This window comes from Streptomyces sp. NPDC028314, from assembly GCF_055565795.1.
On sequence record NZ_JBVHTP010000004.1, the window covers coordinates 142,807 to 168,004 of the forward strand.

The following is a 25,198-nucleotide window of genomic DNA, read 5'->3' on the forward strand; positions in this document are numbered from 1 at the left end:
CACCGCCGACCCCCGACGCCGACCCGGGCACGGCCACCCCCGCACAGCCGGCCCCCCACAGCCCCCCCCGCACAGCCACCCCCGTACACCTCGCCCGCGTACAGTCCCAGGGTGGAAGAACAGACCCGGCACCAGCCCCACCCCCACCCCCACCACCCCGGCCTGCCCGTGCGTTCGGGGATTCCCGAGCACGGCCGCATCCCCAAGTACTACGCCGTCAAGGCCCGGGTCTCCGTACTCGTCGAGGAGCTGGGGGAGGGCGGGCTGCTGCCCACCGAGCGGGATCTCGCCGAGCAGTACGAGGTCTCGCGCGAGACCGTCCGGCAGGCCCTGCGCGAGCTGCTGCTGGAGGGCCGCCTGCGCCGCTCGGGCCGCGGCACCGTCGTCGCCGGGCCCAAGCTGGAGCAGCCGCTCGCGCTCGCGAGCTACACCGAGGGCGTGCGCCGCCAGGGCCGCCGACCCGGCCGCAACCTCATCGGTCTGGAGCGGTTCCCCTGCCCCGCCGAGCTGACCCGCGGCATCGGCGCCGAGGCCGGCGAGCCGGTCTGGCACCTGGAGCGCGTCCTGCTCGCGGACGACGAGCGGGTCGGCCTGGAGAGCACGTACATCCGCGTCGCCCGGGCGCCTCGGCTGGACAGTGATTTCCAGCCGGACTCCTCCTTCTACGAGTACCTGCACGACAGCCTCGGCATCTCGTTCGGCGACGCCGACGAGCGGCTGGAAACGGTCCTCGCGACCCCGCGCGAGGCGCTGCTGATCGGCACCCCTCCGGCTCTTCCGATGCTGCTCATCCACCGCTTCTCGCGGGATCAGGATGGCCGTCCGCTGGAGCGGGTACGTTCGCTCTACCGTGGCGACCGGTTCAGCTTCACGACCCGCCTGCGGCCCGAATAGCCGAGACCGATCCTCATCGAACCACCCTGAAAGGGGCGTAATGAAATCACAGAAAGATAACGGGTCTAGTCCAACAGTCGAGGGCTGTTCACCGGCGCGCCACCGGGCGGCCCCGCGCGGGCCATGGGCCGCCCGCACCGTGGACGGCGTGAGAGTCATAGTCGTCGGAGGCGGCGTGGTCGGCACCATGCACGCCTGGCAAGCAGTCCAACGCGGCCACGAGGTCGTCCAGATCGAGCGGGAGGCCGAGGCGCGCGGCGCGTCACTGCGCAATTTCGGCCAGATCTGGGTCAGCGGCCGGGCCGGGGGCGAGGAGCTCGACACCGCCCTGCGGGCCCGCGAGCTCTGGGAGCGGATCGGCGCGGAGGTGCCCGGTCTGGGCTTCCGCGCGATCGGCTCCCTCACCCCCGTCCGGGGCGCCCACGAGTACGCGGTCGCCGAGGCGGCCGTGGCCCGGCCCGACGCCGCCGCCCGCGGCTACAAGCTGGTCACCGCGGCCGAGGCCCGGCAGATCAACCCCGCCCTGCGCGGCGCCTTCGAGGCGGCCCTGTGGTGCGAGCGGGACGCGGCCGTGGAGCCGCGCACCGCACAGCTCCACCTCCGGGAGGCCCTGCGCGCCACCGGCCGGTACACCTTCCTCCCCGGGCGCGAGGTCCGCGAGGTCACCGGCCCCGGCGCCGTCCGCGACGACCACGGCGACGTCCACCGCGGCGACGCGGTGATCCTGGCCACCGGCGCCTGGCTGAGCGGCCTGGTCCGCGAGCTGGCGCCCGAGCTGCCCGTGCGCCGCGTCCGGCTGCAGATGATGCAGACCGCCCCGCTGGGAGAGGCGCTGACCACCTCGGTCGCCGACGCGGACAGCTTCCGCTACTACCCCGCGTACGCCTCGCCCGCCCTCGACGCCCTGAGCGCCGGACAGCCGCAGGCGCCGGTCGCCGCCGAGCACGGGATGCAGCTCCTGATGGTCCAGCGCCGCGACGGCGGACTGACCATCGGCGACACCCACGAGTACGAGCACCCCTTCGCGTTCGACACCCTCGAAGACCCCTACGAGCACCTCACCGGGGTCGTCGAGTCCTTCCTGGGCCGCCCGCTGCCGAAGATCCACCGGCGCTGGGCGGGCGTGTACGCGCAGTGCACCGACACCACCCGCGTCGTCCACCGCCAGCAGGTGAGCGAGGGCGTCTGGCTGGTGACCGGACCCGGCGGGCGCGGCATGACCTGCTCGCCCGCCATTGCCGAGACCACCGCGAACGAACTGGGCTGGTAACCAGCATGAGCAACGAATCCACGAACCACCTGATCGTCCTGGACATGGCCGGCACCACCGTCGCCGACGGCGGTCTCGTCGAGCGGGCCTTCGAGCGCGCCGCCGCGCACCTGGGCGTCGAGCCCGGCAGCGCCGACCACGACGCGAAGCTCCGCTACGTCCGCGACACCATGGGCGAGTCGAAGATCTCCGTCTTCCGCCACCTCTTCGGTACGGAGGACCTGGCCCGCCGCGCCAACTCCGCCTTCGAGCAGGCCTACGGGGAACTCGTCGACGGCGGCCTCATCGCCCCCGTCCCCGGCGCCCGCGAGACCATCGAGGAACTGCGCGCCGGCGGCCGCACCGTCGTCCTGACCACCGGCTTCGCCCGCGTCACCCAGGACGCCATCCTCGACGCCCTCGGCTGGCAGGACCTGGCCGACCTGACGCTGTGCCCCGCCGACGCGGGCGGCCGCGGCCGGCCCTACCCGGACATGGTGCTGGCCGCGTTCCTGCGCACCGGCGCGGTGTCCGACGTACGCGAGACGGTGGTCGCGGGCGACACGGCGTACGACATGCTCAGCGGTCGCCGCGCCGGGGCCGGGATCGTGGCGGGCGTCCTCACCGGCGCCCACGACCGGGCCACCCTGGACGGCCACGGGGCGACCCACGTGCTCGGCTCCATCGCGGAACTCCCCGGGATCCTCGCCCGGACGGCACGGGAGTCCGGCACGTGAGCGGCATCCGCTTCGACCGCGTCTCGGTCGCCTACCACGGCACCACCGTCCTGGACTCCCTCGACCTGACCGTCGAGCAGGGCGAGGTCATGGCCCTGCTCGGCCCGTCCGGTTCGGGCAAGACCACCGCGCTGCGGGCGGTCGCCGGGTTCGTGCGCCCCGTCGCGGGACGCGTGCTGATCGGCGGCCGGGACGTCACCGCCCTGCCGCCGCACCGGCGGGGCATCGGGATGGTGGTCCAGCAGTACGCGCTGTTCCCGCACATGCGGGTCGAGGACAACGTCGCCTTCGGCCTGAAGGCACAGAAGGCCGCCAGGGCCGAGATACCCGGCCGGGTCGCGCAGGCCCTGGAGATGACCGGGATGGCCGCCTACGCCAAGCGCTACCCCCGCGAGCTCTCCGGCGGCCAGCAGCAGCGCGTGGCCATCGCCCGCGCGCTCGCCATCCGCCCCGGGGTGCTGCTCCTCGACGAGCCGCTGTCCGCGCTGGACGCGCAGCTGCGGTCCGGGATGCTCGCCGAACTGGCCCGGCTGCACCGCGAGCTGCCCGACGTGTCGATCCTGTACGTCACCCACGACCAGGTCGAGGCGCTGACCCTGGCCGACCGGATCGCCGTCATGGACAGGGCCCGGCTCCAGGACTGCGGCACCCCGCAGCAGCTCTACCGGGCGCCGACCACCGAGTTCACCGCCTCCTTCGTCGGCAACGCCAACCTGCTGCCGGTCACCGTGGCCGACGGCGGCGCGGTGTTCGAGGGGCGCGCGCTGGAGCTGGACCGGGGCCGCGCGGCGCCGGGGGCGGGCGCCACCCTGTGCGTACGCCCGCACCTGATCGGCCTCGGCGAGGGCCCCAACGCCCTGCGCGGCAAGATCGCCGAGGTGCAGTGGCGCGGCTCGACGCACCGGCTGTACGTGGACGTCGACGGCCACCGCATCAAGGCGGACCTGCCCGAGCTGCGCGAGACGCCGGCCCTGGGCGACGAGGTGACCCTGCACTTCGAGCCCCGGGACGCCGTCCTGCTGTCGGCGGGGGTGTCCGATGGCTGAGGCCTCCGCGCCGGCCGCTCCGGGGCCGCAATCCCCTCCGGCGGACACCACGAACACCTCGGACACCACGAACACCTCGGACACCACGAACGCCACGGACACCACGGATACTTCGGACGCCTCGGCCGCCTCCGCCGCACCGGCCCCGGCGATCCCGCACCAGCCGCTGCGCGTCCCCGCGCCGGGCCCGCCCGAAGGCCAGGCCACCGGCCCCGCCGCCCCGACCACCGGCCCCCCGGCCCCGGCCCCGGCCGCGCGAGCGCCCCGTACCCTCCCCGGCCTGCTCTGGTCCCTCCCGCCGGTGGCCGTGCTCGCGCTGGTCTTCCTCTACCCCGTCGCGCTGGTCGTCCAGCAGTCCCTCACCCCCGAGAACGGCGGCGGCGCCTTCGACGCCTACTCCTCCGTCTTCGCCTCCACCGCCTTCCGCGAAGCCCTCGGCACCACCGTCTGGCTGGCCGTCGGGGCCACCGCCGGCTGCCTCGTACTCGGCTTCGCGCTCGCGCTGGTGATCGCCTTCGTGCCCTTCCCCGGAGCCAAGGGCGTCGCCAAGTTCATCGACGTCTTCCTCTCCTTCCCCTCCTTCCTCATCACCCTCGCCCTCCTCTTCATCTACGGCACCGTCGGCATGGCCAACGGGGTCTGGACCGATGTCCTCGGCGTCGCGGACGGCCCCTTCCACTTCCTGACGACGCCGTGGGGCGTACTCCTCGCGGAGATCACCTACTTCACGCCCTTCGTGATGCGCCCGCTGCTCGCCGCCTTCTCTCAACTGGACACCGCCCAGCTGGAGGTGGCCTCCTCGCTCGGCGCCGGACCCGCGCGGATCATCCGGCGCGTGATCCTGCCCGAGGCCCTGCCGGCCCTCGCCGCCGGCGGCAGCCTCGTCCTGGTCATGTGCCTCAACGAGTTCGGGATCGTCCTGTTCACCGGGGCCAAGGACGTCACGACGCTCCCGATGCTCGTCTACGGCAAGGCGATCCTCGAATCCGACTACTCGGCCGCCTGCGTGGTCGCCGTCGTCAACATCGCGATCTCCGTCGGCCTGTTCGGCCTCTACCGGGTGGTGAGCAAGCGTGCTGGTGCATAGCAAGGCCGGCCGCTGGGCCGCCTGGAGCCTCTTCGGCCTCCTCTTCCTTCCCCTCTTCGCCCTGCCGCTGCTCGTCGTGGTGGCGGCCTCCTTCGCCACCCACTGGTCCGGCGCCTTCCCCTCCGGCCCGACCACCGGGAACTACGCCTCCGCGGTACAGGGCGAGTCCCTCCAGGCCCTGACCACGTCCCTGGTCACCGCCCTGGCCGCCAGCCTGCTCGCGCTCACCGTCGGCACCTGGGCGGCGCTGGCCGCCGCCGGGCTGAACAAGCGCGGGAAGCGGTCCCTGGACGCCCTGTTCATGCTGCCCGTCGCCGTGCCGTCGGTGGTGGTGGGGCTCGCCGTGCTCGTCGCCTTCAGCCGGCCGCCGCTCCTGCTCAACGGGACCAGCAGCATCGTCATCCTGGCGCACGCGATCCTTGTCACGGCGTTCGCCTACCAGTCGGTCTCGGCTGCCATCGTCCGTCTCGACCCCGCGTACGAGCAGGCGGCGGCCTCCCTGGGCGCCCGTCCCGCGTACGTCCTGTGGCGGGTCAAGCTCCCCCTGCTGCTGCCCTCCCTCACCGCGGCGGCCGGGCTCTGCTTCGCCCTGTCCATGGGCGAGCTCAGCGCCACGATGATGCTCTACCCGCCGGACTGGATGCCCCTGCCGGTCCGCGTCTTCACCGCCACCGACCGGGGTTCGCTCTTCGGCGGATCCGCCGTCGCCGTGGTCCTGATGGCCACCACCCTGCTGGTCCTGCTGGCCGTCTCCCGCATCCGCACCAAGGCGTCCTACCGCTGAACCCCCGGCCCCCGGCCCCCCGAACGCACCCCCCGGCCGCCCCGGCCCCCGAACACCCACCGCGCACCGCTGAACCTCTGCTGACTCCCTTTCCCCGTAAGGAAGCTCCATGCCCAGCAACCCCGGCAGCCGTCCCCGTCTCCTGCGCACCACCGCCGCCGTCACCGGCAGCCTCGCCCTCGCCGCGGGCCTCACCGCCTGTGCCGGATCGGCCTCCTCCGCCGACTCCAAGGGCGGCGAGAAGGTCGTCACCGTCTACAGCGCCGACGGCCTCAAGAGCGAGAAGGGCGACGGCTGGTACGACAAGGTCTTCGCCGACTTCACCAAGAAGACCGGCATCGAGGTCAAGTACGTCGAAGGCGGCTCGGGCGAGATGGTGCAGCGCGCCGTCCGCGAGAAGACCAACACCCAGGCCGACGTACTGATCACCCTGCCGCCCTTCATCCAGCAGGCCGACGGCAAGGGGCTGCTCCAGGCCTACCGGCCGCAGGGCTCCGACCAGGTCAAGGGCGGCGACAAAGCCGCCGACGGCAAGTGGACCTCGGTCGTCAACAACTACTTCGGCTTCGTCTGCAACAAGAAGGAGCTGACCGACGCCCCCAAGACCTGGGAAGAGCTGCTCGACGCCAAGTTCAAGGGCAAGCTCCAGTACTCCACCCCCGGCGTCGCGGGCGACGGCACCGCCGTGCTCATCAAGTCGATGCACGACTTCGGCGGCAAGGAGCCGGCGATGGAGTACCTGAAGAAGCTCCAGGCCAACAACGTCGGCCCGTCCTCCTCCACCAGCAAGCTCGCGCCCAAGACCGACAAGGGCGAGCTGCTGGTCGCCAACGGCGACGTCCAGATGAACTTCGCCCAGTCCAAGGCCATGCCGAACCTGGGCATCTGGTTCCCCGCCAAGGACGGCGGCAAGCCGACCACCTTCGCCCTCCCGTACGCCGCCGGCCTGGTCGACAAGGCCCCGCACACCGAGAACGGCAAGAAGCTCCTCGACCACCTCCTCGGCGAGGACGCCCAGAAGCTGGTCAGCGAGGTGGGCGGGGGCTTCCCGGCGCGCGGCGACGTCAAGCCGACCGACGCCAACGCCGTCGAACTCACCAAGATCATGACGGGTGTCGAGGTCTTCGAGCCCGACTGGGCCGACATCGACAAGAACCTGACCGGCTACGTGGACGCGTGGAAGTCGGCCACCGGAAGCTGACCGGTCACTCCCCGGACACCCACGACCGGGACAGTGACAGATGGATAACGGGTCTGGACCGAAGGCCGCACCCTCGGTCCGGACCCGTCGCACGCCACTCGCGCCTTCCCACGATTACTCCCGGAGGAGTACGTGCCCACTGTCCTGCCGCCGCGCCGGGTACTGACGGTCGCCGCAACCGCAACCGCAACCACCGCCGCCCTGCTGGCCACCGCTCTCGGCGCGCACACCGCCACCGCGGCCCCCGCCGCCAACACCGACAAGGTCCTCGTCATCGGCCTCGACGGCGTGGTCCTCGACCGCGTCAAGGCCGCCGACGCCCCCCACCTCAACGGCCTGATGGCCGCCGGCCTGACCGCGAAGAGCACCCTCTACGCGAACCCCATGGCCGCCACCTCCTCCGGCCCCGGCTGGTCCACCATCGCCACCGGGGTCTGGCCCGACAAGCACGGGGTGAAGGACAACTCCTTCACCGGCAAGAACTACGCCGCCCACCCGGACTTCCTGACCCGCATCGAGAACGCCAGGCCGACGCTCAACACGTACGCGGCCGCCGACTGGGAGCCCATCACCTCCACCGACCAGAACGGCCCGATCTTCTCCCCGAAGGTCGACAAGCGGCTCTCCCTCAAGGGCGACCGCGACGGCTACGGCAGCGAGGACCCGAAGATCGCCGCCGCGGCCGCCGCCGAACTGCGCGACAAGAACCCGGACGCCGCCTTCGTCTACCTCGGGGAGGTCGACCACGCGGGCCACTCCTCCGGTGCCGCCGGCCAGGAGTACCTCGACACCATCGCCCGCGTCGACGTACTGGTCGGACAGCTCCTCACCGCCGTCCAGAGCCGCCCGACGTACGCCCAGGAGAACTGGAAGATCCTGGTCACCACCGACCACGGCCACACCGACGCGGGCGGCCACGGCGGCTCCACCCTCCAGGAGCGCGGCACCTTCGTCATCGCCAAGGGCCCCGGAATCCCCGCCGGTTCGGTCCGCGCCGACGTACGCCTCGTCGACGTCGCGGCGACCGCCCTCGCGCAGGTCGGCGTCACCGGCTCCGCCCTCGACGGGGTCCCGCTGAACGCCCCCGACAACGACCCCTTCGACGCCCTGCGCCCCAACCTCCAGGCCCGCGTGGACGAGACGGGCATCCCGGCGGGCGTCAAGGGCTTCACGCACACCCCGCCGGCCGGCTGGGCCGTGGACAACTCCCGGATGGGCGCGGGCGGAGTCACCGAATGGGCCGGCTGGGCCTTCGCCACCGACGAGTTCTGGAGCCAGTCGCAGCGCGACCAGTGGCGTGAGCTGAACGTCCGCTCGCGCGACGTGTTCGCGGTGGCCGACTCCGACGAGTGGGACGACAAGAGCCACACCGGAACCTTCGACTCCACCCTGATCACCCCCAAGTGGCCGGTCACCGGCGGCACCACGAAGGTGCTGAGCTACCAGACGCACTACCGCCACGACGCCGGACAGACCGCCCAGGTCCTGGTCTCCTACAACGGCGCCGCCCCGGCCGTGGTGAAGAACTACACGGCCGACGCGGTCGCCAGGACCGAGACCGTGAACCTCCAGGTCCCGGCCGGCGCCACCGACGTCCAGATCCGCTTCCGCTACACCGGCACCAACAACTGGTACTGGACCGTGGACAACGTCACCCTCGGCTGAGCCCGCCGGCGTGACCCGCGGCGGGCCGCTGTCCGGGCCGTGGACGGGTACTCCGCCCACGGCCCGTCCCGGCTAGGGTGGTACAGACCAGAGGCCCCCGAGGTCAGAGGCCCCGCAGAGCGGAGAACAATCCCGTGGCAGAGCGCAAGCCGATCGAATCCTGGCTCACCGACATGGACGGGGTCCTCATCCACGAGGGCACCCCGATCCCCGGCGCGGATGCCTTCATCAAGCGGCTGCGCGAGTCCGGCAAGCCCTTCCTGGTGCTGACCAACAACTCCATCTACACCCCGCGCGACCTCCAGGCGCGCCTCAGCCGGATGGGGCTGGACGTCCCCGTCCAGAACATCTGGACCTCGGCGCTCGCCACCGCCAAGTTCCTCGACGACCAGCGCCCCGGCGGCACCGCGTACGTCATCGGCGAGGCCGGACTGACCACCGCCCTGCACGACATCGGCTACATCCTCACCGACCACGAGCCCGACTACGTGGTCCTGGGCGAGACCCGTACGTACAGCTTCGAGGCCATGACGAAGGCCGTCCGGCTGATCAACGGCGGCGCCCGCTTCATCTGCACCAATCCCGACGAGACCGGCCCCTCCACCGAGGGCCCGCTGCCGGCCACGGGCGCGGTGGCCGCGCTGATCACCAAGGCGACCGGCAAGCAGCCGTACTTCGCGGGCAAGCCCAACCCGCTGATGATGCGGACCGGCCTGAACGCCATCGGCGCGCACTCCGAGAGCAGCGCGATGATCGGCGACCGGATGGACACCGACGTGCTGGCCGGGCTGGAGGCGGGCATGCAGACCTTCCTCGTGCTGACCGGTCTGACCTCCGCCGAGGACACCGAGAAGTTCCCGTACCGCCCCACCAGGACGGTCGATTCCATCGCCGATCTCGTCGACCTGGTCTGACTCGGGTCCGTCGAGGGTTTAGCGCGTACGGCTGACACGTACGGGCCAAGGGTGCGCCGCTCCGGATGCGGAGCGGCGCACCGCGCGTGAATCTCCTTGTTGAGGAGGTTCACCATGCGCAGTGCTCTGATCGCTCTCCGTTTCACCGGGGTGGCCGTCGCCCTGACGGCCCTCACCGCCGTGACCGCGCCCACCGCCGTCGCCGAGGAATGGGACCGCGACCGGGACCGCGGAAGCGTCTCGGTCAGGCCCGATCCGGCCGAACCGGGGGACCGGGTCAAGCTGGAGGTACGCGGCTGCGACTGCGACGGGGCCATCGCCACGTCCTCCGTCTTCGCCTGGGAGGCCCGGCTGTCCCGCGGCCCGGGCGACCGGCAGACGCTGTGGGGCGAGGCCACCATCAGCCACCACGCCGATCCGGGGCGGCACGAGATCCGGGTCAAGTGCGAGGGCCGCGAAGGGATCCGCGGCTCCATCCTGATCCACCACCGCCCGAACCCGCACCACACGCCGGTCTGGCCGGTCCACGCGGGCGGCGGGGGCATGGCCTCCGAGCTCGCCGCCTCCTCCCGGCTCCTGGAAGCGCGGGGATCCGGGGCGCAGGCCCAGCAGCTCCGGCCCGAGGCCCAGCCGGGCCAGCCGGACCAGCCGGGCCAGCCGGACCAGCCGGGCCAGGCGGCCCAGCAGGCTCAGGCCGCGGCCGCGAAGAAGAGCCACGGCGGTGACGGCCCGGGGCTGCCGCACACGGTGATCGGCGCCATCCTGGCCGCCGCCGCGACCCTGGCCGTCGCCGGCCGGGCCCTGACCCTGCGCCGCCGTCGCAGCGGCGAGTGAGGGACCGCCTCCGGTGAACGGGGAGCCGAGGAGCTCCGGCGGATCCCGCATGCTGACCTTCGCAGCGTGGTCGGTGCTGGTGTGCGGCCTGTGGCTGTGGGGCCGTGAGATCACCGGAGTCCCGGACCCGCCCGCCGGCCAGCCGGGTGCGGTGGCGGTCCCCGGTCTGCCCGCGGCGCACGCGCCGCTGGAGGGCGCCCTTCCGGCACGGGTCGACGTCCCGTCCCTGGGAGTCCAGGCCCCGGTGATCTTCCGCAAGCTGGACGCCCAGGGCGCGATCGAGCCGCCGCCGTACGAGAGCCCGGGCACGGTGGGCTGGTGGAGCGGCGGCACCCTGCCGGGCGCGGCGGGGACCGCCCTGATGGTCGGCCACGTGGACACGAAGTCCAAGCCCGCGGTGTTCTACGGCCTGAGCACCGCCAAGGCGGGCGGCAAGGTCCGGGTGGTGCGGGCGGACGGCTCGGTCGCCGAGTTCACGATCGAGGACGTACGGCTCTACGAGCGCGCGGGCTTCGACCCGCACAAGGCGTACGGCCCGCGGATCGAGGGCCGGGCGGAGCTGAGGCTGGTGACCTGCGGGGGGACGTACGACAAGGCGGCGAAGGCGTACTCGGCCAATGTGGTGGTCTCCGCCTACCTGACGGGGGTGAGCGTCCGGCCCGGCGCCGCGGCGTGAGGCGCGGCGCCCGGCCTGACGGGCCGCCGCCGCCGTAGGGCCGGACGGTGGAACGAAGAAGCCCCCCGCAGCTTTCGCTGCGGGGGGCTTCTCCCGTCTGTGCGCCGCCAGGGACTCGAACCCCGGACCCGCTGATTAAGAGTCAGCTGCTCTAACCAACTGAGCTAGCGGCGCTTGGTGACAGGCAAAACTCTACCCCACCTCCAGAGGTGCTCGTGACCAGCCGCGCCGGTGTTGTCCGATTAACCCATGTTTAAGAGGTTTGTCGTGCACGATATGTCTGGGCCGAGCCGATCTGATGCCCCGCCAGATACGTGCCCGGCCGGACCATGGACGAGCAGGGGAGTGGACGGAACCGCATGACGATGCAGCCTCCGATGCATGTGCAGCTGCCGACGCTGATGCCGATGCCGGTCTTCGAGGAGTACGAGCCCGCAGGCGACTGTGTCTGCCTGGGGTGCGTACAGCGACGTCGCACCCTCGCCCGCGGGCGGGCCATACCGCTTCGCGACGGCGGCCACCCCGCGGCCCGCGGAGTCCGCCGTGCGCTGGTGCTCGCCACCGCGGCCGGCGTGGTCCTGGGCGGCGGCGGCTCGGCTGCCCTGGCCGCGGCCACCCCGGTGCCCGGCCCCGGCCCGGTGAGCCTGGACGACCCAGGCACCGACCCCGGCACCGACCCCGGCACCCCGCAGGGCGACCGGGCCCCGCTGCACGGGCCGAAGGGCCGCCCCGGCAAGCCCCCGGGCCGGCCGGGAGCCCCCGCGCCGGCGCGGCGGACCGACCGGTCGACGATCATCAACCGGGCGAAGCTGTGGCTGGACGCCCAGGTCCCCTACAGCATGTCCGAGTACTGGACGGACGGCTACCGGCAGGACTGCTCCGGGTACGTCTCGATGGCCTGGAACCTTGGTACGAACGAGTGGACCGGCAGCCTCGACAAGTTCGCCACCCTCATCACGAAGGACGAGCTGCTGCCCGGCGACATGCTGCTCTTCCACAACCCTGCCGACCCCAGCAAGGGCTCGCACGTCACGCTCTTCGGCGGCTGGGCCGACGAGACGCGGACGCACTACATCGCGTACGAGCAGACACCCCCCGTGACGCGGAAGCAGGCTACGCCGTACGCGTACTGGAAGAACTCGGCGAAGTACCTCCCCTACCGGTTCAACGGGGTGACGGGCGGCATCCCGGGGACCACCCCGACGCCGCCGACGACCCCCGTGACCCAGCCGGCTCCCGGCGCGAAGCCCGTGTCGGCGACCTTCCCCGGTGCGTCGAAGTTCGGCCCGGGGGCGGACAACGAGTACGTGGCCCAGCTCGGCGCGATGCTGATCGAACGCGGCGGCATGCGGTTCTACCCGAAGGGCGCCAGCACCAAGTGGACCGAGTCGGACCGGCTGGCCACCCAGGCGTTCCAGCTGGCCCAGGGCTGGACCGGCGCGGAGGCGGACGGCCTCCCCGGCGCGCACACCTGGCGGCTGCTCGCCCAGAAGCAGGGCAACGACATCAGGCCGACGGCCATGACGAGGCCGGCCCGGCCCGGACCCGCCGGGATCCCCGAGTACCCGGGGGGTTCGTACTTCCGCCCCGGCCAGTCCCATCCGGCCGTCGCCGCCCTCGGACTCCAACTGGTGAAGAAGGGCTTCGGCAAGCACTACACCTCCGGCGTGGGCCCGCGCTGGAGCGAGGCCGACCGCCGCAACGTCGAGGCCTTCCAGCGCGCCCAGGGCTGGCGCGGCGCCTCGGCCAACGGCTACCCGGGCCCGGAAACCTGGCGCCGGCTGTTCGCATGACGGAGGCAACGATGTACCCCACCCGCACCACGTCCACGACGGGCACCTTCCCCGTCCCCCCGGCGGGCTCCCGCCCCCAGACCACCCCCGCCCCCCACCCGTCGCCGGCCCCGGCCGCTGCGGCTACGGGCCGGCCGGGCCCGGGTGCGTCGCCGTCCGATGCGGCTACGGGCCGGCCTGGCCCGGGTGCGTCGGCCTCCGGCGCCCCGGCGCCCCGCCCGGGCCGCTGGACCTCGACGCCGTCGGGTCCGGACCGGCGGGCGTCGGCTGCCGCGTCGGGCATCGATCAGCCCGGCCTGGAAGGGCCTGCCCCCGCGGGCGCGGAGCCCGCCGCAGGTCGTTGGCCCTCGATTCCCACGGGTTCGGAGGGCCGGGCGGCGGTTGCCGCTGTGGTTACGGACCAGCCCGGCTTGGAGGCGTCGGCCCTCGGGGGCGCGGAGTCCGCCGCGGGCCGTTGGTCCGCGACTCCGTCGGGTTCGGACAGCCGGGCGGCGGCTGCCGCGTCGGGCACGGCGTCGCCGGCCGATCCTGCTACGGGCCCGGGGGCGTCGGCCTCCGGCGGCGCGGCGCCCCGCCTGGGGCGTTGGACCTCGACGCCGTCGGGTTCGGACCGGCGGGCGTCGGCTGCCGCTGCGGTTACGGACCAGTCCGGCCTGGCTGCTTCGACCCCCAGCGGCCCGGGCTCTCGTCCCGGCCGTTGGGGCACGAGCCCGTTGGCTTCGGACGGGCATGCGGCGCATGCCGCAGGGGGTTCGGCCGGGCCGGGTGAGGGGTCCGTTCCAGGCGGGGCGGCCTCCCGCCCGGGCCGTTGGGGCACGACCCCGTCGGGCTCGGACGGCCCGGCGGTGCTCGCGGCTGCGGGTACGGACCAGCCGCGTCCGGAGGGTTCCGCCCCCGGTGGCCCGGCTTCCCGCCTGGGCCGCTGGACCTCGACCCCGTCCAACCCGGCCCCGGCGGAGCCGAGCCACGGCCCGGCGTGGGCGGATGCCGCCCCGGGCCCGGGCCCGGCTTCCTCGGGGCCGGCCGGGCCGGACCACCGCCCTGGGTGGGCGCCCGCCGCCTCGGCCCAGGCTTCGCAACTCCCGGCGGGACCGGCCGATGCGGGCGCACACACCGCCGGGCTGCCCGGCGCCCCGGCCGTACGGTCGGCGCCGGTGGCGGCCCCGGAACCCCGCGCGGCACGGGCGGCCGAGGCCCCCGCCCCGGCGTCACCCGAACCGGCGGGCCTCGTCCCGCCCCGCGCGGCCGAAGCCGTGCCCCCGGTCCCGGCGCCCGGCCCCGCCCGCTGGGCCGACGGGCCGCGGACCCACGCGCCCGAGCCGGCCCGAGCGGCGGAGCCCCACGGCCCGGCCCAAGCCCGGGCGGAGTCGGCGGCGGAGCCCCCGGCCGGCCGTCCCGCCCGCTGGGCCGATGCTGCCGCCGCCGAGGCTTCCGTACGCGCACCCGAGCCGTCGGCCCCCGGCCGCGACCGCTGGACCGACGCCTCGCCTCGGGACGCGGCCACCTCCCACGCCCGGACCCAGGCCCGGGATGCGGGCGGGTCGTACGGTTTCCAGTCGCAGTCGCAGTCGCAGTCGCAGTCGCAGTCGCAGTCGCAGTCGGAGCCGGCAGCGGCCTCTGCTGTGTCGGACCCCGTGGTCTGTGCGGTCGGGGCCCCCGCCCCTGGCTCGGAGTCGGCGGCGGAGCACCGCACTTCGGTCCCGGCCGAGTTCGGCCACCCGGGCCGGGACGCGGGTGGGTCATACGGGTTTCAGGCGCAGTCGGCGGAGCACCGGACTTCGGCCCAGGCCGAGCCGGTAGCCGAGTTCGGCCACCCGGCCAGGGCGGCCGAGCCCGTGCCGGTCGGCCAGGACGCGGGCGCGTCGTACGGGTTCCAGGCGCAGTCGGAGTCGGCTGCGGCCCCCGCCGGGCCGGAGCACCGCGCGGTCCGGGAGGCCGGAGTCCCGGCGGGTCCCGCCGAGGCGGTGCCCGGGCAGTCGCAGGCCGCGTACAGCGGTGACGGCCCCGCCGAGCCGCAGGCGCGGCCGCACCCGGACGGGGTGCCGGCCGCGCGCGGAGAAGCCGACCCGGCGTCGGGCATCCCGCACCCCCAGGTCGCCTCAGCCCGCCGCCCCGCTCCCGAGCCCTGGCCACAGGCCGTCCAGTCGCCCCCCGGGCACCCCCAGGACGAGCTCTGGCCACCGGCCGAGCCCGCCGTCCGCGGCGTCCCGGGCCCCGGCGTCCCGGACACTGGCTTCGGCGACACCAGCGTCCCGGGCCCCGGCTTCGCGGACACCGGCATTCCCGGCCCCGGCTTCGCGGACACCGGCTTCGCCGCCACCGGCGCCCCCGCCCCCGGCGTCGCGGACACCCGCGTTCCCGGCCCCGCCGTCGCGGACACCGGCTTCGCGGACACGGGCTTCGGCGACACCAGCGTCCCCGCCCCCGGCGTCGCGGACACCGGCTTTGCCGCCACCGGCATTCCCGGCCCCGCCGTCGCGGACACCGGCGCTCCCGGCCCCGGCATCCCCGGCCCCGCCGTCGCGGACACCGGCGCTCCCGGCCCCGGCATCCCCGGCCCCGCCGTCGCAGACACCGGCGCTCCCGCCCCCGGCGTCCCCGGCCCCGGCCTCGTCGGCACGGGCTTCGCGGACGCCCACGCCCACGCCCCCGCCGTCGCAGACACCGGCGTCGCAGACACCGGCCTCCCCGACCCCGCCGTCGCCGACATCGTCGCCCGGGCCGTCGCCCGCGGCATGGCCGGGCGCGCCGACCGCGAGGAGGGCGAGGGGGAGGACGACACCCTCGGCCTCCCCCGGATCGCGCCCGCCCGCGGCGCCACCGTCACCGAGGTACCCGTACACCTCCCGTTCCGCGGGCAGCCCCACGCACCGCAAGCGGCCGCACCGCAGCCCGGCGCCGGCGCCCTGCCCGCACCCCCCGTCACGCGCCCCGCCGCCGGCCGCCGTGTCCCCCGGGGCGACGACCGGCTCCGGGAGCACCGCGGCCCCGTGCTCCCCGGCTGGATCGCCGTCACCATCGGCGCCCTCGCCCTCGTCGGCTGCTCGGCCGTGCTCTGGCGCGCCGGGGCCGTACCCGACGCCCTCGCCGCCGCCTTCGGGCTGACCCCCCGCGCCTACCACGGGCTCCGCGCCACCCACTGGCCCCCGCTCGCCTTCCTCGGCATCGTCGCCCTCCTCGCACTCGGCGGGCTCGGCCGGGCCAGGGCAGGCCACGCCTGGGTGCTCACCCTCTTCGGCAGCTACCGCGGCACGGTCCGGCGTACCGGACTGACCTGGGTCAGCCCCCTCCTGCTGCGCCGCCGGGTCGACGTACGGCTGCGCCACTGGCGCAGCGAGCCGATGCCCGCCGTCGACTCCGGGGGCCTCGCCCTCCAGGTCGTCGTCCAGGTCGTCTGGCAGGTGAAGGACACCGCACGCGCCACGCTCGCCGTCGAGGACCACACCGAGTACCTGGCCGAGCAGGTCGAATCGGCCATGGCCCGGGTCCTGTCGCAGCTTCCCGCCGACGCCTTCCACGAGGCCGCCCCGAGCCTGCGGGACGCCGAGGCCGTCGGTGACGCGCTGACGCGGATGCTGGCCACCGAGACGGAGGCCGTCGGGGTCGAGGTCTTCTCGGCCCAGCCCACCCGGATCGAGTACGCCCCGGAGGTGGCGGAGGCCATGCGCCGCCGCCGGGTCGCGGCGATCGACGCCAAGCACCGGGACTCGGTGCTGACCGCGGTCGTCGACGCCGTCGACGACACCGTCCACCGGCTGACCTCGCGCGGGATCGTCGAGCTCGACGACTACGAGCGCAAGGCCCTCGTCAAGGACCTCACCGTCGCCTTCTACACCGGGCGCGCCGACCAGTAACAGCAGAACCAGCACAACCAACCCAACCAGCACAACCAACACAACCAGCAGAACCAGCGCAGACAGCGGGGAACGGGTGGCCGGTAACTACCGGACCACCCGTTCTCCCATTGGTATAGACATCGCCAACTCCCGTCAATAATCTGAGACTTGGTCTAGACCTAGCAACCATCCCCACGCGTGCGCACGCTCTCGCCAGACTCCCCCCACGTCCAAGGAGCATCATGCGTCCCTTCCGCATGCCCAAACGGTCCGGCGCCGCCGCGCTCGGCCTCGGCGTCCTCGCCGGCGTCACCCTCCTCGCGGCCCCCACCGCCAGCAGCCACGGCTACACCGACACCCCCATCAGCCGCCAGAAGCTCTGCGCCAACAAGACCGTCTCCGACTGCGGCCCCATCCAGTGGGAACCGCAGAGCGTCGAGGGCCTCAAGGGCTTCCCGGCGGCCGGTCCCGCCGACGGCCGGATATGTTCCGGCGGCCACAGCGAGTTCGCGCAGCTCGACGACCCGCGCGGCGGCTCCTGGCCCGCCACCAACGTCACCAGCGGCCAGAGCTACGGCTTCCGGTGGCAGTTCACCGCCAACCACTCCACCACCGACTTCCGCTACTACGTCACCAAGAACGGCTGGGACCCCACCAAGCCCCTCACCAGGGCCGCACTCGACCCCCAGCCCTTCCTCACCGTCGCCTACAACGGCGCCCGCCCCGCCATGACCACCGTCCACCAGGGCGCCATGCCGAGCGGGAAGACCGGCCGCCACATGATCCTGGCCGTGTGGACCGTCAACGACACCCCGATGGCCTTCTACTCCTGCTCCGACGTTCAATTCTGACGTAGCGTCAGCTAACCTCCGGCGGCATGCGGACGACGACGACCACAACGCCCGAAACCGTCGCGGAGCTCATAGCGCGCCAATGGGGCGACCACCGGCCCGGCCTGAAGCACGAGGACACCGTCCTCACCCGGCACCGGACCGCCCAGGAGGCCGCCGCGCGCGCCGCGCTGCTCGTCGACCTCCTGCCGCCGGGGGCGGAGCCGCACGTGGGGGTGCTGCTCGACAACACCCCCGAATTCCCCTCCTGGCTCGGCGCGGCGGCCCTCGCCGGGGCCGCCGTCGCCGGGATCAACCCGACCCGGCGCGGCCCCGAGCTGGCCCGCGACATCCTGCACACCGACTGCCGGATCCTGGTCACCGAGCGCGCCCACCTGCCGCTGCTGCGCGGCCTGGACCTGCCGGGCGTACGGATCCTCGTGACCGACACCGAGGAGTACGCCGCGCTCCTCGCGCCGTACGCCGACGCGAAACCGGGGGACGCCGTGCTGGCCGGCGGCCCCGGGCCCGCCTCCCGGCTGCTCCTCTACTTCACGTCGGGCTCCACCGGCGCCCCCAAGGCGGCCATCTGCACCCAGGGCCGGCTGGCCGCCGCGGGCGGCTCGCTGGCCCGGCAGTTCTCGGTCACCCCCGACGACGTCCACTACATCTGCATGCCGCTCTTCCACGGCAACGCGGTGATCGCCGACTGGCTGCCGGCGCTGGCCGGCGGCGCGGCCGTGGCGCTGCGGCGGCGCTTCTCGGCGTCCGCGTTCCTCGACGACGTACGGGCGTACGGAGCCACGTACTTCACCTACGTCGGACGGGCCGTCCAGTACCTCCTGGCGACCCCGGCCCGGCCCGACGACCGGTCGCACACGCTGCGGCTCGGATTCGGCACCGAGGCCGGCGCGGTGGACGCGGCCCGCTTCACCGAGCGCTTCGGGGTCCGGCTGGTGGAGGGCTACGGAGCCACCGAGGGCGGCGCGTCGGTGGTCCGCACCCCCGACACCCCGGCGGGGGCGCTGGGGCGGGCCGGCGCGGGGGACGACCTGGCGGTCATCGACCCGGAGACGGGGGCGCAGTGCCCGGCCGCCGTACTGGACCCGTCGGGGCGACTGCTCAACGGCCGCGAGGCCATCGGGGAGCTGGTCAACCGGGGCCGGAGCCTGTTCGAGGGGTACTGGCGCAACCCGGACGCGGAGGCGGCGCGGACCCGGGACGGGTGGTACTGGACCGGGGACCTCTTCTTCCGGGACTCCGCCGGGTTCCTGTACTTCGCGGGCCGTACGGACGACCGGCTGCGGGTCGACAGCGAGAACCTGGCGGCGGCCGTCATCGAGAACGTCCTGGCGCGGTGGGAGGCGGTGGCGGCCGTGGCCGTGTACGCGGTACCGGACGAGGTGGCGGGGGATCAGGTGATGGCGGCCCTCGCGCTCCGGCCGGGGTACGCGTTCTCCCCGTCGGAGTTCGCGGCGTTCCTCGCCGCGCAGCCGGACCTGGGTACGAAGATGCCGCCGCGCTATGTCCGGGTGGTGTCCGAGATGCCGACCACGGCGACGAACAAGGTCCACCGGGTGGCTCTGCGCAGGGCGGGGTTCCGCTGCCCCGATCCGGTGTGGTGGTCCCCGCCGGGGGAGACGGGGTACCGGGAGTTCGACGCGGAGGCGCTGGCGGGCGTACTGGCGGGGTACGAGGCGCGGGGGCGGCGGGAGCTGCTGGATCGGTAGCCCGCGCACGGCCGGGCTCGTGACGGGCCGCTCCGCACCCCGGTCGACAGCGGGAGGCGTCGGCGAGACGATGGATGGACCGATCCGTGAGTTCCCGGACGGGAGAGATCGATGAACCGACGTCTCAACCTGGCAGTGCTCGTTACCGTGACGGTGTCCTCGCTGGCGCTGGGACCAGCGGCGTTCCTGGCGGGACCGGCCGGGGCCGCACTACCCAGTGCCTCGTGCAGCGTGACGCAGAACGCTAAGGACCCGGAGATCTTCGATATCCAGGGCAAGGGTTTCAAGCCGGGAGAACCCGTACAGCTCCAGATCAAGTCGGGCTTCGGGGTCTCCTTCCCGGTGACGGCTGACGGGACGGTCTCGACCGGCGCGGCCAAGAACCTCGGTCCCTTCACCATGAAGCAGGGCGACGGGCCCAAGATCACGTGCACCACGGTGAAGGAGGCCGAGCAGCAGGACGCCCGGGCCGAGTACGGCAAGGGCTACCGGCAAGGGGTCGCCGACACCAAGGAGGACTGCAAGAAGGAACCGCCGAAGCAGGGCGTCGCCCCCCTGGACCCGAACTACGAGAAGGGCTACGCCGCCGGTTCGGCAGCCGCACTGGCGCAGTTCTGCAAGTGAATCGGCGGGGCGCCCGGAGCCTCCGGAGGGGAGAAGGGCCGGGGAGTGGAACCGGCAGGGGCGAACGGCCCTCTTGGAGGGGAAAGGGGGGCGGGTATGACAGCAGTGTGCGGTTCGGTCGGGGTTCGGCGCCTGGTGGCGGCGGCGCTCCTGTGCGGCTTGCTCACGGCTTGTGGGACCCGGGTTTCCGGAGAGTCCTCCGGCGCCGCCCCGGCCTCGCCGACCTGTGCGCCCAATCCGCCCACCGAGGACGAGACCGGCGGTGCCCCGGTCGTCCCGACCGAGGAGGAGACCGGCGGTGCCCCGGTCGTCCCGACCGAGGAGGAGACCGGCGGGGCCCCCGACATCCCCACCGAGGAGCAGACCGGGAGCGGGCCGGTCATCCCCACCGAGGAGCAGACCGGGAGCGGCCCGGAGGTTCCCACTGAGGACCGGGTCGGCCACTGCCAGGTCGTCGACGGGTGGTTCGACATGACCCGGGACTTCGCCGCGTACTACGACCGGCACGGCAACGGCTTCCTGCCCCCCGGCAGCATCCGGCAGGTGCGGCTCCGCAAGACGGCGGAGAACACCGAGGCCTGGGTCACCTTCGCCACCGACTCCGTGGGCAAGGGCGTCGGCGATGACGCCCGGCAGATCGGCGAGGTCTTCAAGGCGTGGCGGCACGAGGTCTACGGGGACAAGGGCACGGTCGGCTTCCGGACCGACCAGGACATCCGGGTGACCACCACCTGGTAGGGCCTGCCCCACCCCCGGGACGCCCCCTGGGGCCATGGTCCGGCCGGGACGGCACCCCCTAGCTTGGGCCGCATGCACGTGGACGACGTACGCAACCCCTGGCAGGCCCTGGCCTCCCCCCGGTACCTCCGGTCCGCCCTGCCCTGGCGGGCCGCCGGGTATCTCGCCGGGTCCGCGGCCACCGGCCTCCCGCTGCTGCTCGCGCTGGTCCTGCTCGCCGGGACCGGTGCCGTGCTCAGCCTCGCGGTGGTCGGCCTGCCGCTGCTCGCCCTGCTGGGGCTGGCCGGCGTACCCGTCGGGGCCGTCGAGCGGCTGCGGCTGCGACTGTTCGAGCCGGGGCCCCTGCCCAGCCCGCACCGCACCCCGGCCGAGCCCGGCCTCGCCGCCTGGCTGCGGCTGCGCTACCGCGAGCCGGCGACCTGGCGGGAGCTGGCGTACGCCGTGCTGCACGGCTTCCTCCTCTGGTGGCTGGACCTCTGCGCCCTCGCCCTCTTCCTCGGCCTGCCCCTGCTGCTCCTCGCCACCCCGCTCCTGCTGGCCCTCGGCGACGGGGAGGTCAAGGTGGTGAAGCTCTGGCTGATCACCGGCTACCCGCCCGCCTTCGCGATCGCCGCCGCCGGACTGGCCTTGCTGCCCCTGCTCCTCCACCCCCTCGGAGCCGTGGCCCTGGCCCGCGCCGCCCTCGCCCGCCGGCTCCTCACCTCCGCCGGGGACGACGAACGGCTCACCGAGGTCACCCGCTCCCGGGCCCGCCTCGTCGACGCCTTCGAGGCCGAGCGCCGCCGCATCGAGCGCGATCTGCACGACGGAGCCCAGCAGCGCCTGGTCGCCCTCACCATGACCCTCGGCCTGGCCCGTCTCGACGCGCCCCCCGGCCCGCTGGCCGCGCAGCTGGCGAAGGCCCACGAGGAGGCCGGCAAGGTCCTCGCCGAGCTCCGCGAACTGATCCACGGCATCCACCCCCAGGTGCTCACCGACTACGGCCTCGGCGGCGCCCTCGACGACGTCGCCGAACGCTCCGCGCTCCCCGTGGACACCGACATCGAGCTGCCCCGGCTCCCCGAGTCCGTCGAGGCGGCCGGCTACTTCGCGGTCTGCGAGGCCCTCGCCAACGCCGCCCGGCACAGCGGCGCCGCCCGCGCCGAGCTCACCGCCCGGCACACCGGCACCGCCCTGCTGATCGGCGTACGCGACGACGGGCGCGGCGGCGCCGACCCGGCGGCCGGTTCCGGGCTGACCGGACTGGCCGACCGGATCGCGGTTCTCGATGGCACACTGACGATCACCAGCCCGCCCGGCGGTCCGACCGTCCTGAGCCTGGAGATCCCGTGCCCGGTCCGTTGAGAGTCGTCCTCGCCGAGGACGGGGTCCTGCTCCGCGAGGGGCTCGTCGGCCTGCTGACGCGTTTCGGCCACGAGGTGGTGGCCGCGGTGGGGGACGCCGACGCGCTCCGCAGCGCCGTCGCCGCGCACGCCCCGGACATCGTGGTCACCGACGTACGGATGCCCCCCGGCCTCACCGACGAGGGCCTGCGCGCCGCCGTCGAGCTGCGCGCCGCCCGCCCCGCCCTGCCGGTCCTGGTGCTGAGCCAGTACGTGCAGCGCTCGTACGCCGCGGACCTGCTGGACTCCGGCGACGGCAGTGGTGTCGGCTACCTCCTCAAGGACCGGGTCGGCCAGGTCGAGCAGTTCCTCGACGCGGTGGTCACGGTCGCGGACGGCGGCACGGTGGTGGACCCCGAGGTCGTACGCCAGCTGCTGCGCCGGCGGCGCGACCCGCTGGCCGCGCTGACCCCGCGCGAGCGGGAGGTGCTCGGCCTGGTCGCGGAGGGGAGGTCGAACGGGGCCATCGCCCGGGAGCTGGTGGTCTCCGAGGCGGCGGTGGGCAAACACATCGGGAACATCCTGGGAAAGCTGGACCTGCCGCCCGCCGAGGAGACGCACCGCCGGGTCCTGGCGGTCCTCGCGTACCTCCGGGGGTAATGGTTTTGAGCACCCCTGAGGACCGGGTAGTATTTTCTCTGTCAGGCGCCGCTAGCTCAGTTGGTTAGAGCAGCTGACTCTTAATCAGCGGGTCCGGGGTTCGAGTCCCTGGCGGCGCACCTGTACTTCGGGCGGTTTCCGGTTCACCGGGAACCGCCCGAAGTGTTTTCTGCGGCCGTCGTCGGCGTCGTCGGCGTTGCCGGCCGTCCCGGCCGCGCCCGCCGGTAGCCGCCCGCCGGCCGCCGCTAGACGTTCAGAGCGTGAGCGACAGCAGCAGCGGCGCGGCCTTGCGGTTCAGGGCGTCCGCCGCGGCCCGCAGCCGGTGCGCGTGCTCGACCGGCATCGACAGGGCCAGGCAGCCCACCGAGGCCCCGGCCGTGATCGGTACCGCCGCGCAGACCGTGCCCACGGCGTACTCCTGGAGGTCCAGCACGGGCACGGTGGCCGGCTGGCTGTCGAGCTTGGAGAACAGGATCCGCTCGTTCACGATCGTCTTCGACGTCAGTCGGGCGATCTTGTGCCGGGAGAGGTGGTCGCGCCGCCCGTTCTGGTCTAGCTGGGTCAGCAGGCACTTGCCGACCGCGCTGGCGTGCGCCGCGGACCGGAAGTCGACCCACTCGTGCACCTTGGGGGTGCGCGGGCTGTCCGCGAACTGCGTGATCCTGACCTCGCCGTCCACGTAACGGCTGATGTAGACCGCAGCGCCGACCGAGTCCCGCAGCCGGTCCAGGGTCTCCTGGAGCTTCTCCTGGAGGGCCAGCTGCCGGTCGACGCCGGAGCCGAGCAGGACGAGCGAGTCCCCTATGGCGTAGGCACCGTCGGACACCTGTAGTACGTATCCCTCCCGGCGCAGCATGAGCAGCATCGGCGCGAGATGGGCCGCGGGCAGGCCGGTCTCACGCGCGATCTGTATGTCGCTCACACCGCCGGTGTGCCGTGCGATCGTTTCGAGTACGCGAAGCGCGTACTGCACCGAATGGAACGGCGCGGTCGGCTCGGGCTTCAGCGCCACGGTTTTCCCCCTACCAGGTTGTTACCGCTTGCCCTACCACGATAGCCATCAAGAGGCCCACGTGGAGCGCCTGTTGATGAGATTGATGGCTCAATCAAGTCCCTCAGCCAGGCCTTGCTCCAGAGGCATATGCCGTCGGCATGGCCAGCTCGACGGTCTGCCCGGGAATGCCCGGGCTCCGCCGATGGTTCGAATTCTTCGTACAGACGAATTCTGCGATCGGCAGAGCCGCACGGGACGGGAGCGACGATGAGTGACGCCGGGGACACGGGGACCAGGGCAGACGCGGACGCCGGGACGGCCGGTGCCGCGCACCCGGTCCGCGGCACCGTACGGGGGCGGGCGCCGGTGCCGCTCTCGGTGCTCGACCTCGTCACCGTCGGGGCGGGCAGCACCGCCGGCGAGTCCCTGCGGACCAGCGTGGCCATCTCCCGGCTGGCCGAATCCCGGGGCTTCCACCGGCACTGGGTCGCGGAGCACCACTCCATGCCCGGAGTGGCCAGTTCCTCCCCGGCGGTGATCCTGGCCCACCTCGCCGCCCACACCTCCCGCATCCGGCTCGGCTCGGGCGGCGTCATGCTGCCCAACCACGCCCCGCTCGCCGTCGCCGAGCAGTTCGGCACCCTGGAGGCCCTCGCCCCGGGCCGGATCGACCTCGGTCTGGGCCGCGCGCCGGGCACCGACCCCCGTACGGCGGCCGCGCTGCGCGGGCCCGGGCGGACGGAGGAGGCCGCGGACGAGTTCCCCCGCCGGCTCGCGGAGCTCACCCGTTTCCTCGACGACGACTTCCCCGACGGCCACCCGTACGCCCGGGTGCACGCCGTGCCGGGCCCCGTGCAGGGCCCCGGCGGGCGGCCGCCGATCTGGCTGCTCGGCTCCTCCGGCTTCAGCGCCCGCCTCGCCGGGGAGCTCGGCCTGCCCTTCGCGTACGCCCACCACTTCTCGGCCGCCGGGACGCTGCCCGCGCTGGACCTCTACCGGCAGAGCTTCCGGCCCTCGGCCGTACTGGACGCCCCGTACGCCCTGATCGGGGTCTCGGCGCTGGCCGCCGACACCGACGAGCAGGCCCGGGCGCAGGTGCTCACCGGCGCGCTGTCGATGCTGCGGCTGCGCAGCGGCCGGCCCGGGCTGGTCCCGACGCCGCAGGAGGCGGCCGCGTACCCGTTCACTCCGCTGGAGCGGGAGTTCGTCGACAGCTGGCTCGCGAACATCGTGCACGGCACCCCCGACGAGGTCCGCGACGGGCTCGACGGCCTGGTGAAGCGGACGGGCGCGGACGAGCTGATGCTGACCGCCAACGCCCATGGCGGCGACGCCCGGTTGAGGTCGTACGGGCTCGTCGCAGATGCGTACGGCATGCCGGTGGAAGGCTCGACCGCGGCTTGAGCGGACGCGAACGGGGTTCGGCTGGTTTGTTGCCGAAACCTTGCCGGAAGATGGCTTAGTGCAGCCTTAAACCGCTCGTCACCCGGGGTGGCGGGCGGTTTCTGATGTGCGCTCAGGTCTCTGACGAGGGGATTTGGCGGCTGAGTGGTCTAGTCCTTCTTTGGTCCAAACCATTGACTG

Annotated in this window: 21 protein-coding genes and 2 tRNA genes; 21 read left to right on the forward strand and 2 right to left on the reverse strand. The window is 73.6% G+C overall.

The genetic code is table 11. The features are described from left to right. Window positions 1–111: 111 nt before the first annotated feature. From ACZ4TG_RS11600 to ACZ4TG_RS11650, 11 genes are all read left to right on the forward strand, one after another. Window positions 112–894 (forward strand): GntR family transcriptional regulator, encoded by a 783-nt coding sequence (locus ACZ4TG_RS11600; protein ID WP_468161719.1) that lies wholly within the window; start codon window positions 112–114, stop codon window positions 892–894. A gap of 148 nt (window positions 895–1,042) precedes the next feature. Further along, complete coding sequence (locus tag ACZ4TG_RS11605; protein ID WP_468161721.1) at window positions 1,043–2,164, forward strand: TIGR03364 family FAD-dependent oxidoreductase; 1,122 nt, start codon at window positions 1,043–1,045, stop codon at window positions 2,162–2,164. A 5-nt stretch (window positions 2,165–2,169) separates the two neighbouring features. Beyond that, entirely contained in the window at window positions 2,170–2,880 is a 711-nt protein-coding gene (locus ACZ4TG_RS11610) for a phosphonatase-like hydrolase (protein WP_468161723.1), read from the forward strand. Continuing rightward, a complete protein-coding gene (locus ACZ4TG_RS11615) occupies window positions 2,877–3,926 on the forward strand; it encodes an ABC transporter ATP-binding protein (protein ID WP_468161725.1) in 1,050 nt (349 codons plus the stop codon). The genes ACZ4TG_RS11610 and ACZ4TG_RS11615 overlap by 4 nt, the downstream gene beginning before the upstream one ends. Further along, window positions 3,919–5,013 carry a 2-aminoethylphosphonate ABC transporter permease subunit gene (locus ACZ4TG_RS11620; protein ID WP_468161727.1) on the forward strand — a complete coding sequence of 365 codons (1,095 nt, stop codon included), beginning with the start codon at window positions 3,919–3,921 and terminating at the stop codon, window positions 5,011–5,013. Before ACZ4TG_RS11615 ends, ACZ4TG_RS11620 begins: the two co-directional genes overlap by 8 nt. After that, window positions 5,000–5,797, forward strand: a complete 798-nt coding sequence (locus ACZ4TG_RS11625) for an ABC transporter permease (RefSeq protein ID WP_468161729.1) — start codon at window positions 5,000–5,002, stop codon at window positions 5,795–5,797. The genes ACZ4TG_RS11620 and ACZ4TG_RS11625 overlap by 14 nt, the downstream gene beginning before the upstream one ends. A gap of 109 nt (window positions 5,798–5,906) precedes the next feature. Continuing rightward, entirely contained in the window at window positions 5,907–6,998 is a 1,092-nt protein-coding gene (locus ACZ4TG_RS11630) for a 2-aminoethylphosphonate ABC transporter substrate-binding protein (RefSeq protein WP_468161731.1), read from the forward strand. Window positions 6,999–7,130: 132 nt separating this feature from the next. Next, window positions 7,131–8,663: an alkaline phosphatase family protein gene (locus ACZ4TG_RS11635; RefSeq protein ID WP_468161733.1), complete on the forward strand. Its 1,533-nt coding sequence runs from the start codon at window positions 7,131–7,133 to the stop codon at window positions 8,661–8,663. Between the two features lie 134 nt (window positions 8,664–8,797). Beyond that, window positions 8,798–9,577 carry an HAD-IIA family hydrolase gene (locus tag ACZ4TG_RS11640; RefSeq protein ID WP_468161735.1) on the forward strand — a complete coding sequence of 260 codons (780 nt, stop codon included), beginning with the start codon at window positions 8,798–8,800 and terminating at the stop codon, window positions 9,575–9,577. Window positions 9,578–9,691: 114 nt separating this feature from the next. Beyond that, the gene (locus ACZ4TG_RS11645) at window positions 9,692–10,411 is read left to right on the forward strand and encodes a hypothetical protein (RefSeq protein WP_468161737.1); all 720 of its coding nucleotides are present in this window, start codon (window positions 9,692–9,694) and stop codon (window positions 10,409–10,411) included. A 49-nt stretch (window positions 10,412–10,460) separates the two neighbouring features. Beyond that, a complete protein-coding gene (locus tag ACZ4TG_RS11650) occupies window positions 10,461–11,087 on the forward strand; it encodes a class F sortase (protein ID WP_468161739.1) in 627 nt (208 codons plus the stop codon). A 100-nt stretch (window positions 11,088–11,187) separates the two neighbouring features. Here ACZ4TG_RS11650 and ACZ4TG_RS11655 read toward each other — a convergent pair. Continuing rightward, window positions 11,188–11,261, reverse strand: a tRNA-Lys gene (locus tag ACZ4TG_RS11655). A gap of 227 nt (window positions 11,262–11,488) precedes the next feature. Between ACZ4TG_RS11655 and ACZ4TG_RS11660 the strand changes: the two genes are divergently transcribed. The 9 genes from ACZ4TG_RS11660 to ACZ4TG_RS11700 all read left to right on the forward strand — a co-directional run bounded on the left by ACZ4TG_RS11660 (window position 11,489) and on the right by ACZ4TG_RS11700 (window position 22,739). Then, the gene (locus ACZ4TG_RS11660; protein WP_468162104.1) at window positions 11,489–12,880 is read left to right on the forward strand and encodes a peptidoglycan-binding protein; all 1,392 of its coding nucleotides are present in this window, start codon (window positions 11,489–11,491) and stop codon (window positions 12,878–12,880) included. A gap of 1,154 nt (window positions 12,881–14,034) precedes the next feature. Then, window positions 14,035–16,734, forward strand: a complete 2,700-nt coding sequence (locus tag ACZ4TG_RS11665) for an SPFH domain-containing protein (RefSeq protein ID WP_468161741.1) — start codon at window positions 14,035–14,037, stop codon at window positions 16,732–16,734. A 239-nt stretch (window positions 16,735–16,973) separates the two neighbouring features. Further along, a complete protein-coding gene (locus ACZ4TG_RS11670) occupies window positions 16,974–17,567 on the forward strand; it encodes a lytic polysaccharide monooxygenase auxiliary activity family 9 protein (protein WP_468161743.1) in 594 nt (197 codons plus the stop codon). A 26-nt stretch (window positions 17,568–17,593) separates the two neighbouring features. Then, complete coding sequence (locus ACZ4TG_RS11675; protein ID WP_468161745.1) at window positions 17,594–19,276, forward strand: AMP-binding protein; 1,683 nt, start codon at window positions 17,594–17,596, stop codon at window positions 19,274–19,276. A gap of 231 nt (window positions 19,277–19,507) precedes the next feature. Next, window positions 19,508–19,900: a hypothetical protein gene (locus tag ACZ4TG_RS11680; RefSeq protein WP_468161747.1), complete on the forward strand. Its 393-nt coding sequence runs from the start codon at window positions 19,508–19,510 to the stop codon at window positions 19,898–19,900. Between the two features lie 96 nt (window positions 19,901–19,996). Continuing rightward, window positions 19,997–20,638, forward strand: coding sequence for a hypothetical protein (locus tag ACZ4TG_RS11685; RefSeq protein ID WP_468161749.1), 642 nt, complete (start codon window positions 19,997–19,999; stop codon window positions 20,636–20,638). A 72-nt stretch (window positions 20,639–20,710) separates the two neighbouring features. Then, the gene (locus tag ACZ4TG_RS11690; protein WP_468161751.1) at window positions 20,711–21,982 is read left to right on the forward strand and encodes a sensor histidine kinase; all 1,272 of its coding nucleotides are present in this window, start codon (window positions 20,711–20,713) and stop codon (window positions 21,980–21,982) included. Next, window positions 21,967–22,620 carry a response regulator gene (locus ACZ4TG_RS11695; protein WP_468161753.1) on the forward strand — a complete coding sequence of 218 codons (654 nt, stop codon included), beginning with the start codon at window positions 21,967–21,969 and terminating at the stop codon, window positions 22,618–22,620. The genes ACZ4TG_RS11690 and ACZ4TG_RS11695 overlap by 16 nt, the downstream gene beginning before the upstream one ends. 45 nt (window positions 22,621–22,665) lie before the next feature. Next, window positions 22,666–22,739, forward strand: a tRNA-Lys gene (locus tag ACZ4TG_RS11700). A 134-nt stretch (window positions 22,740–22,873) separates the two neighbouring features. Here ACZ4TG_RS11700 and ACZ4TG_RS11705 read toward each other — a convergent pair. Beyond that, window positions 22,874–23,632, reverse strand: coding sequence for an IclR family transcriptional regulator (locus ACZ4TG_RS11705; protein WP_468161755.1), 759 nt, complete (start codon window positions 23,630–23,632; stop codon window positions 22,874–22,876). 249 nt (window positions 23,633–23,881) lie between these two features. On the opposite strand from ACZ4TG_RS11705, the gene ACZ4TG_RS11710 reads away from it, so the two are divergent. Continuing rightward, the gene (locus tag ACZ4TG_RS11710) at window positions 23,882–25,018 is read left to right on the forward strand and encodes an LLM class flavin-dependent oxidoreductase (RefSeq protein ID WP_468161757.1); all 1,137 of its coding nucleotides are present in this window, start codon (window positions 23,882–23,884) and stop codon (window positions 25,016–25,018) included. Window positions 25,019–25,198: the final 180 nt, after the last annotated feature.

Bases quoted from the DNA above. Each gene is read 5' to 3' on its own strand.
- ACZ4TG_RS11650 (WP_468161739.1), top strand. From the start codon at position 10,461: ATGCTGACCTTCGCAGCGTGGTCGGTGCTGGTGTGCGGCCTGTGGCTG.
- ACZ4TG_RS11675 (WP_468161745.1), top strand. From the start codon at position 17,594: ATGCGGACGACGACGACCACAACGCCCGAAACCGTCGCGGAGCTCATA.
- ACZ4TG_RS11685 (WP_468161749.1), top strand. From the start codon at position 19,997: ATGACAGCAGTGTGCGGTTCGGTCGGGGTTCGGCGCCTGGTGGCGGCG.
- ACZ4TG_RS11645 (WP_468161737.1), top strand. From the start codon at position 9,692: ATGCGCAGTGCTCTGATCGCTCTCCGTTTCACCGGGGTGGCCGTCGCC.
- ACZ4TG_RS11690 (WP_468161751.1), top strand. From the start codon at position 20,711: ATGCACGTGGACGACGTACGCAACCCCTGGCAGGCCCTGGCCTCCCCC.
- ACZ4TG_RS11660 (WP_468162104.1), top strand. From the start codon at position 11,489: ATGCCGATGCCGGTCTTCGAGGAGTACGAGCCCGCAGGCGACTGTGTC.
- ACZ4TG_RS11630 (WP_468161731.1), top strand. From the start codon at position 5,907: ATGCCCAGCAACCCCGGCAGCCGTCCCCGTCTCCTGCGCACCACCGCC.
- ACZ4TG_RS11710 (WP_468161757.1), top strand. From the start codon at position 23,882: ATGAGTGACGCCGGGGACACGGGGACCAGGGCAGACGCGGACGCCGGG.
- ACZ4TG_RS11610 (WP_468161723.1), top strand. From the start codon at position 2,170: ATGAGCAACGAATCCACGAACCACCTGATCGTCCTGGACATGGCCGGC.
- ACZ4TG_RS11620 (WP_468161727.1), top strand. From the start codon at position 3,919: ATGGCTGAGGCCTCCGCGCCGGCCGCTCCGGGGCCGCAATCCCCTCCG.
- ACZ4TG_RS11670 (WP_468161743.1), top strand. From the start codon at position 16,974: ATGCCCAAACGGTCCGGCGCCGCCGCGCTCGGCCTCGGCGTCCTCGCC.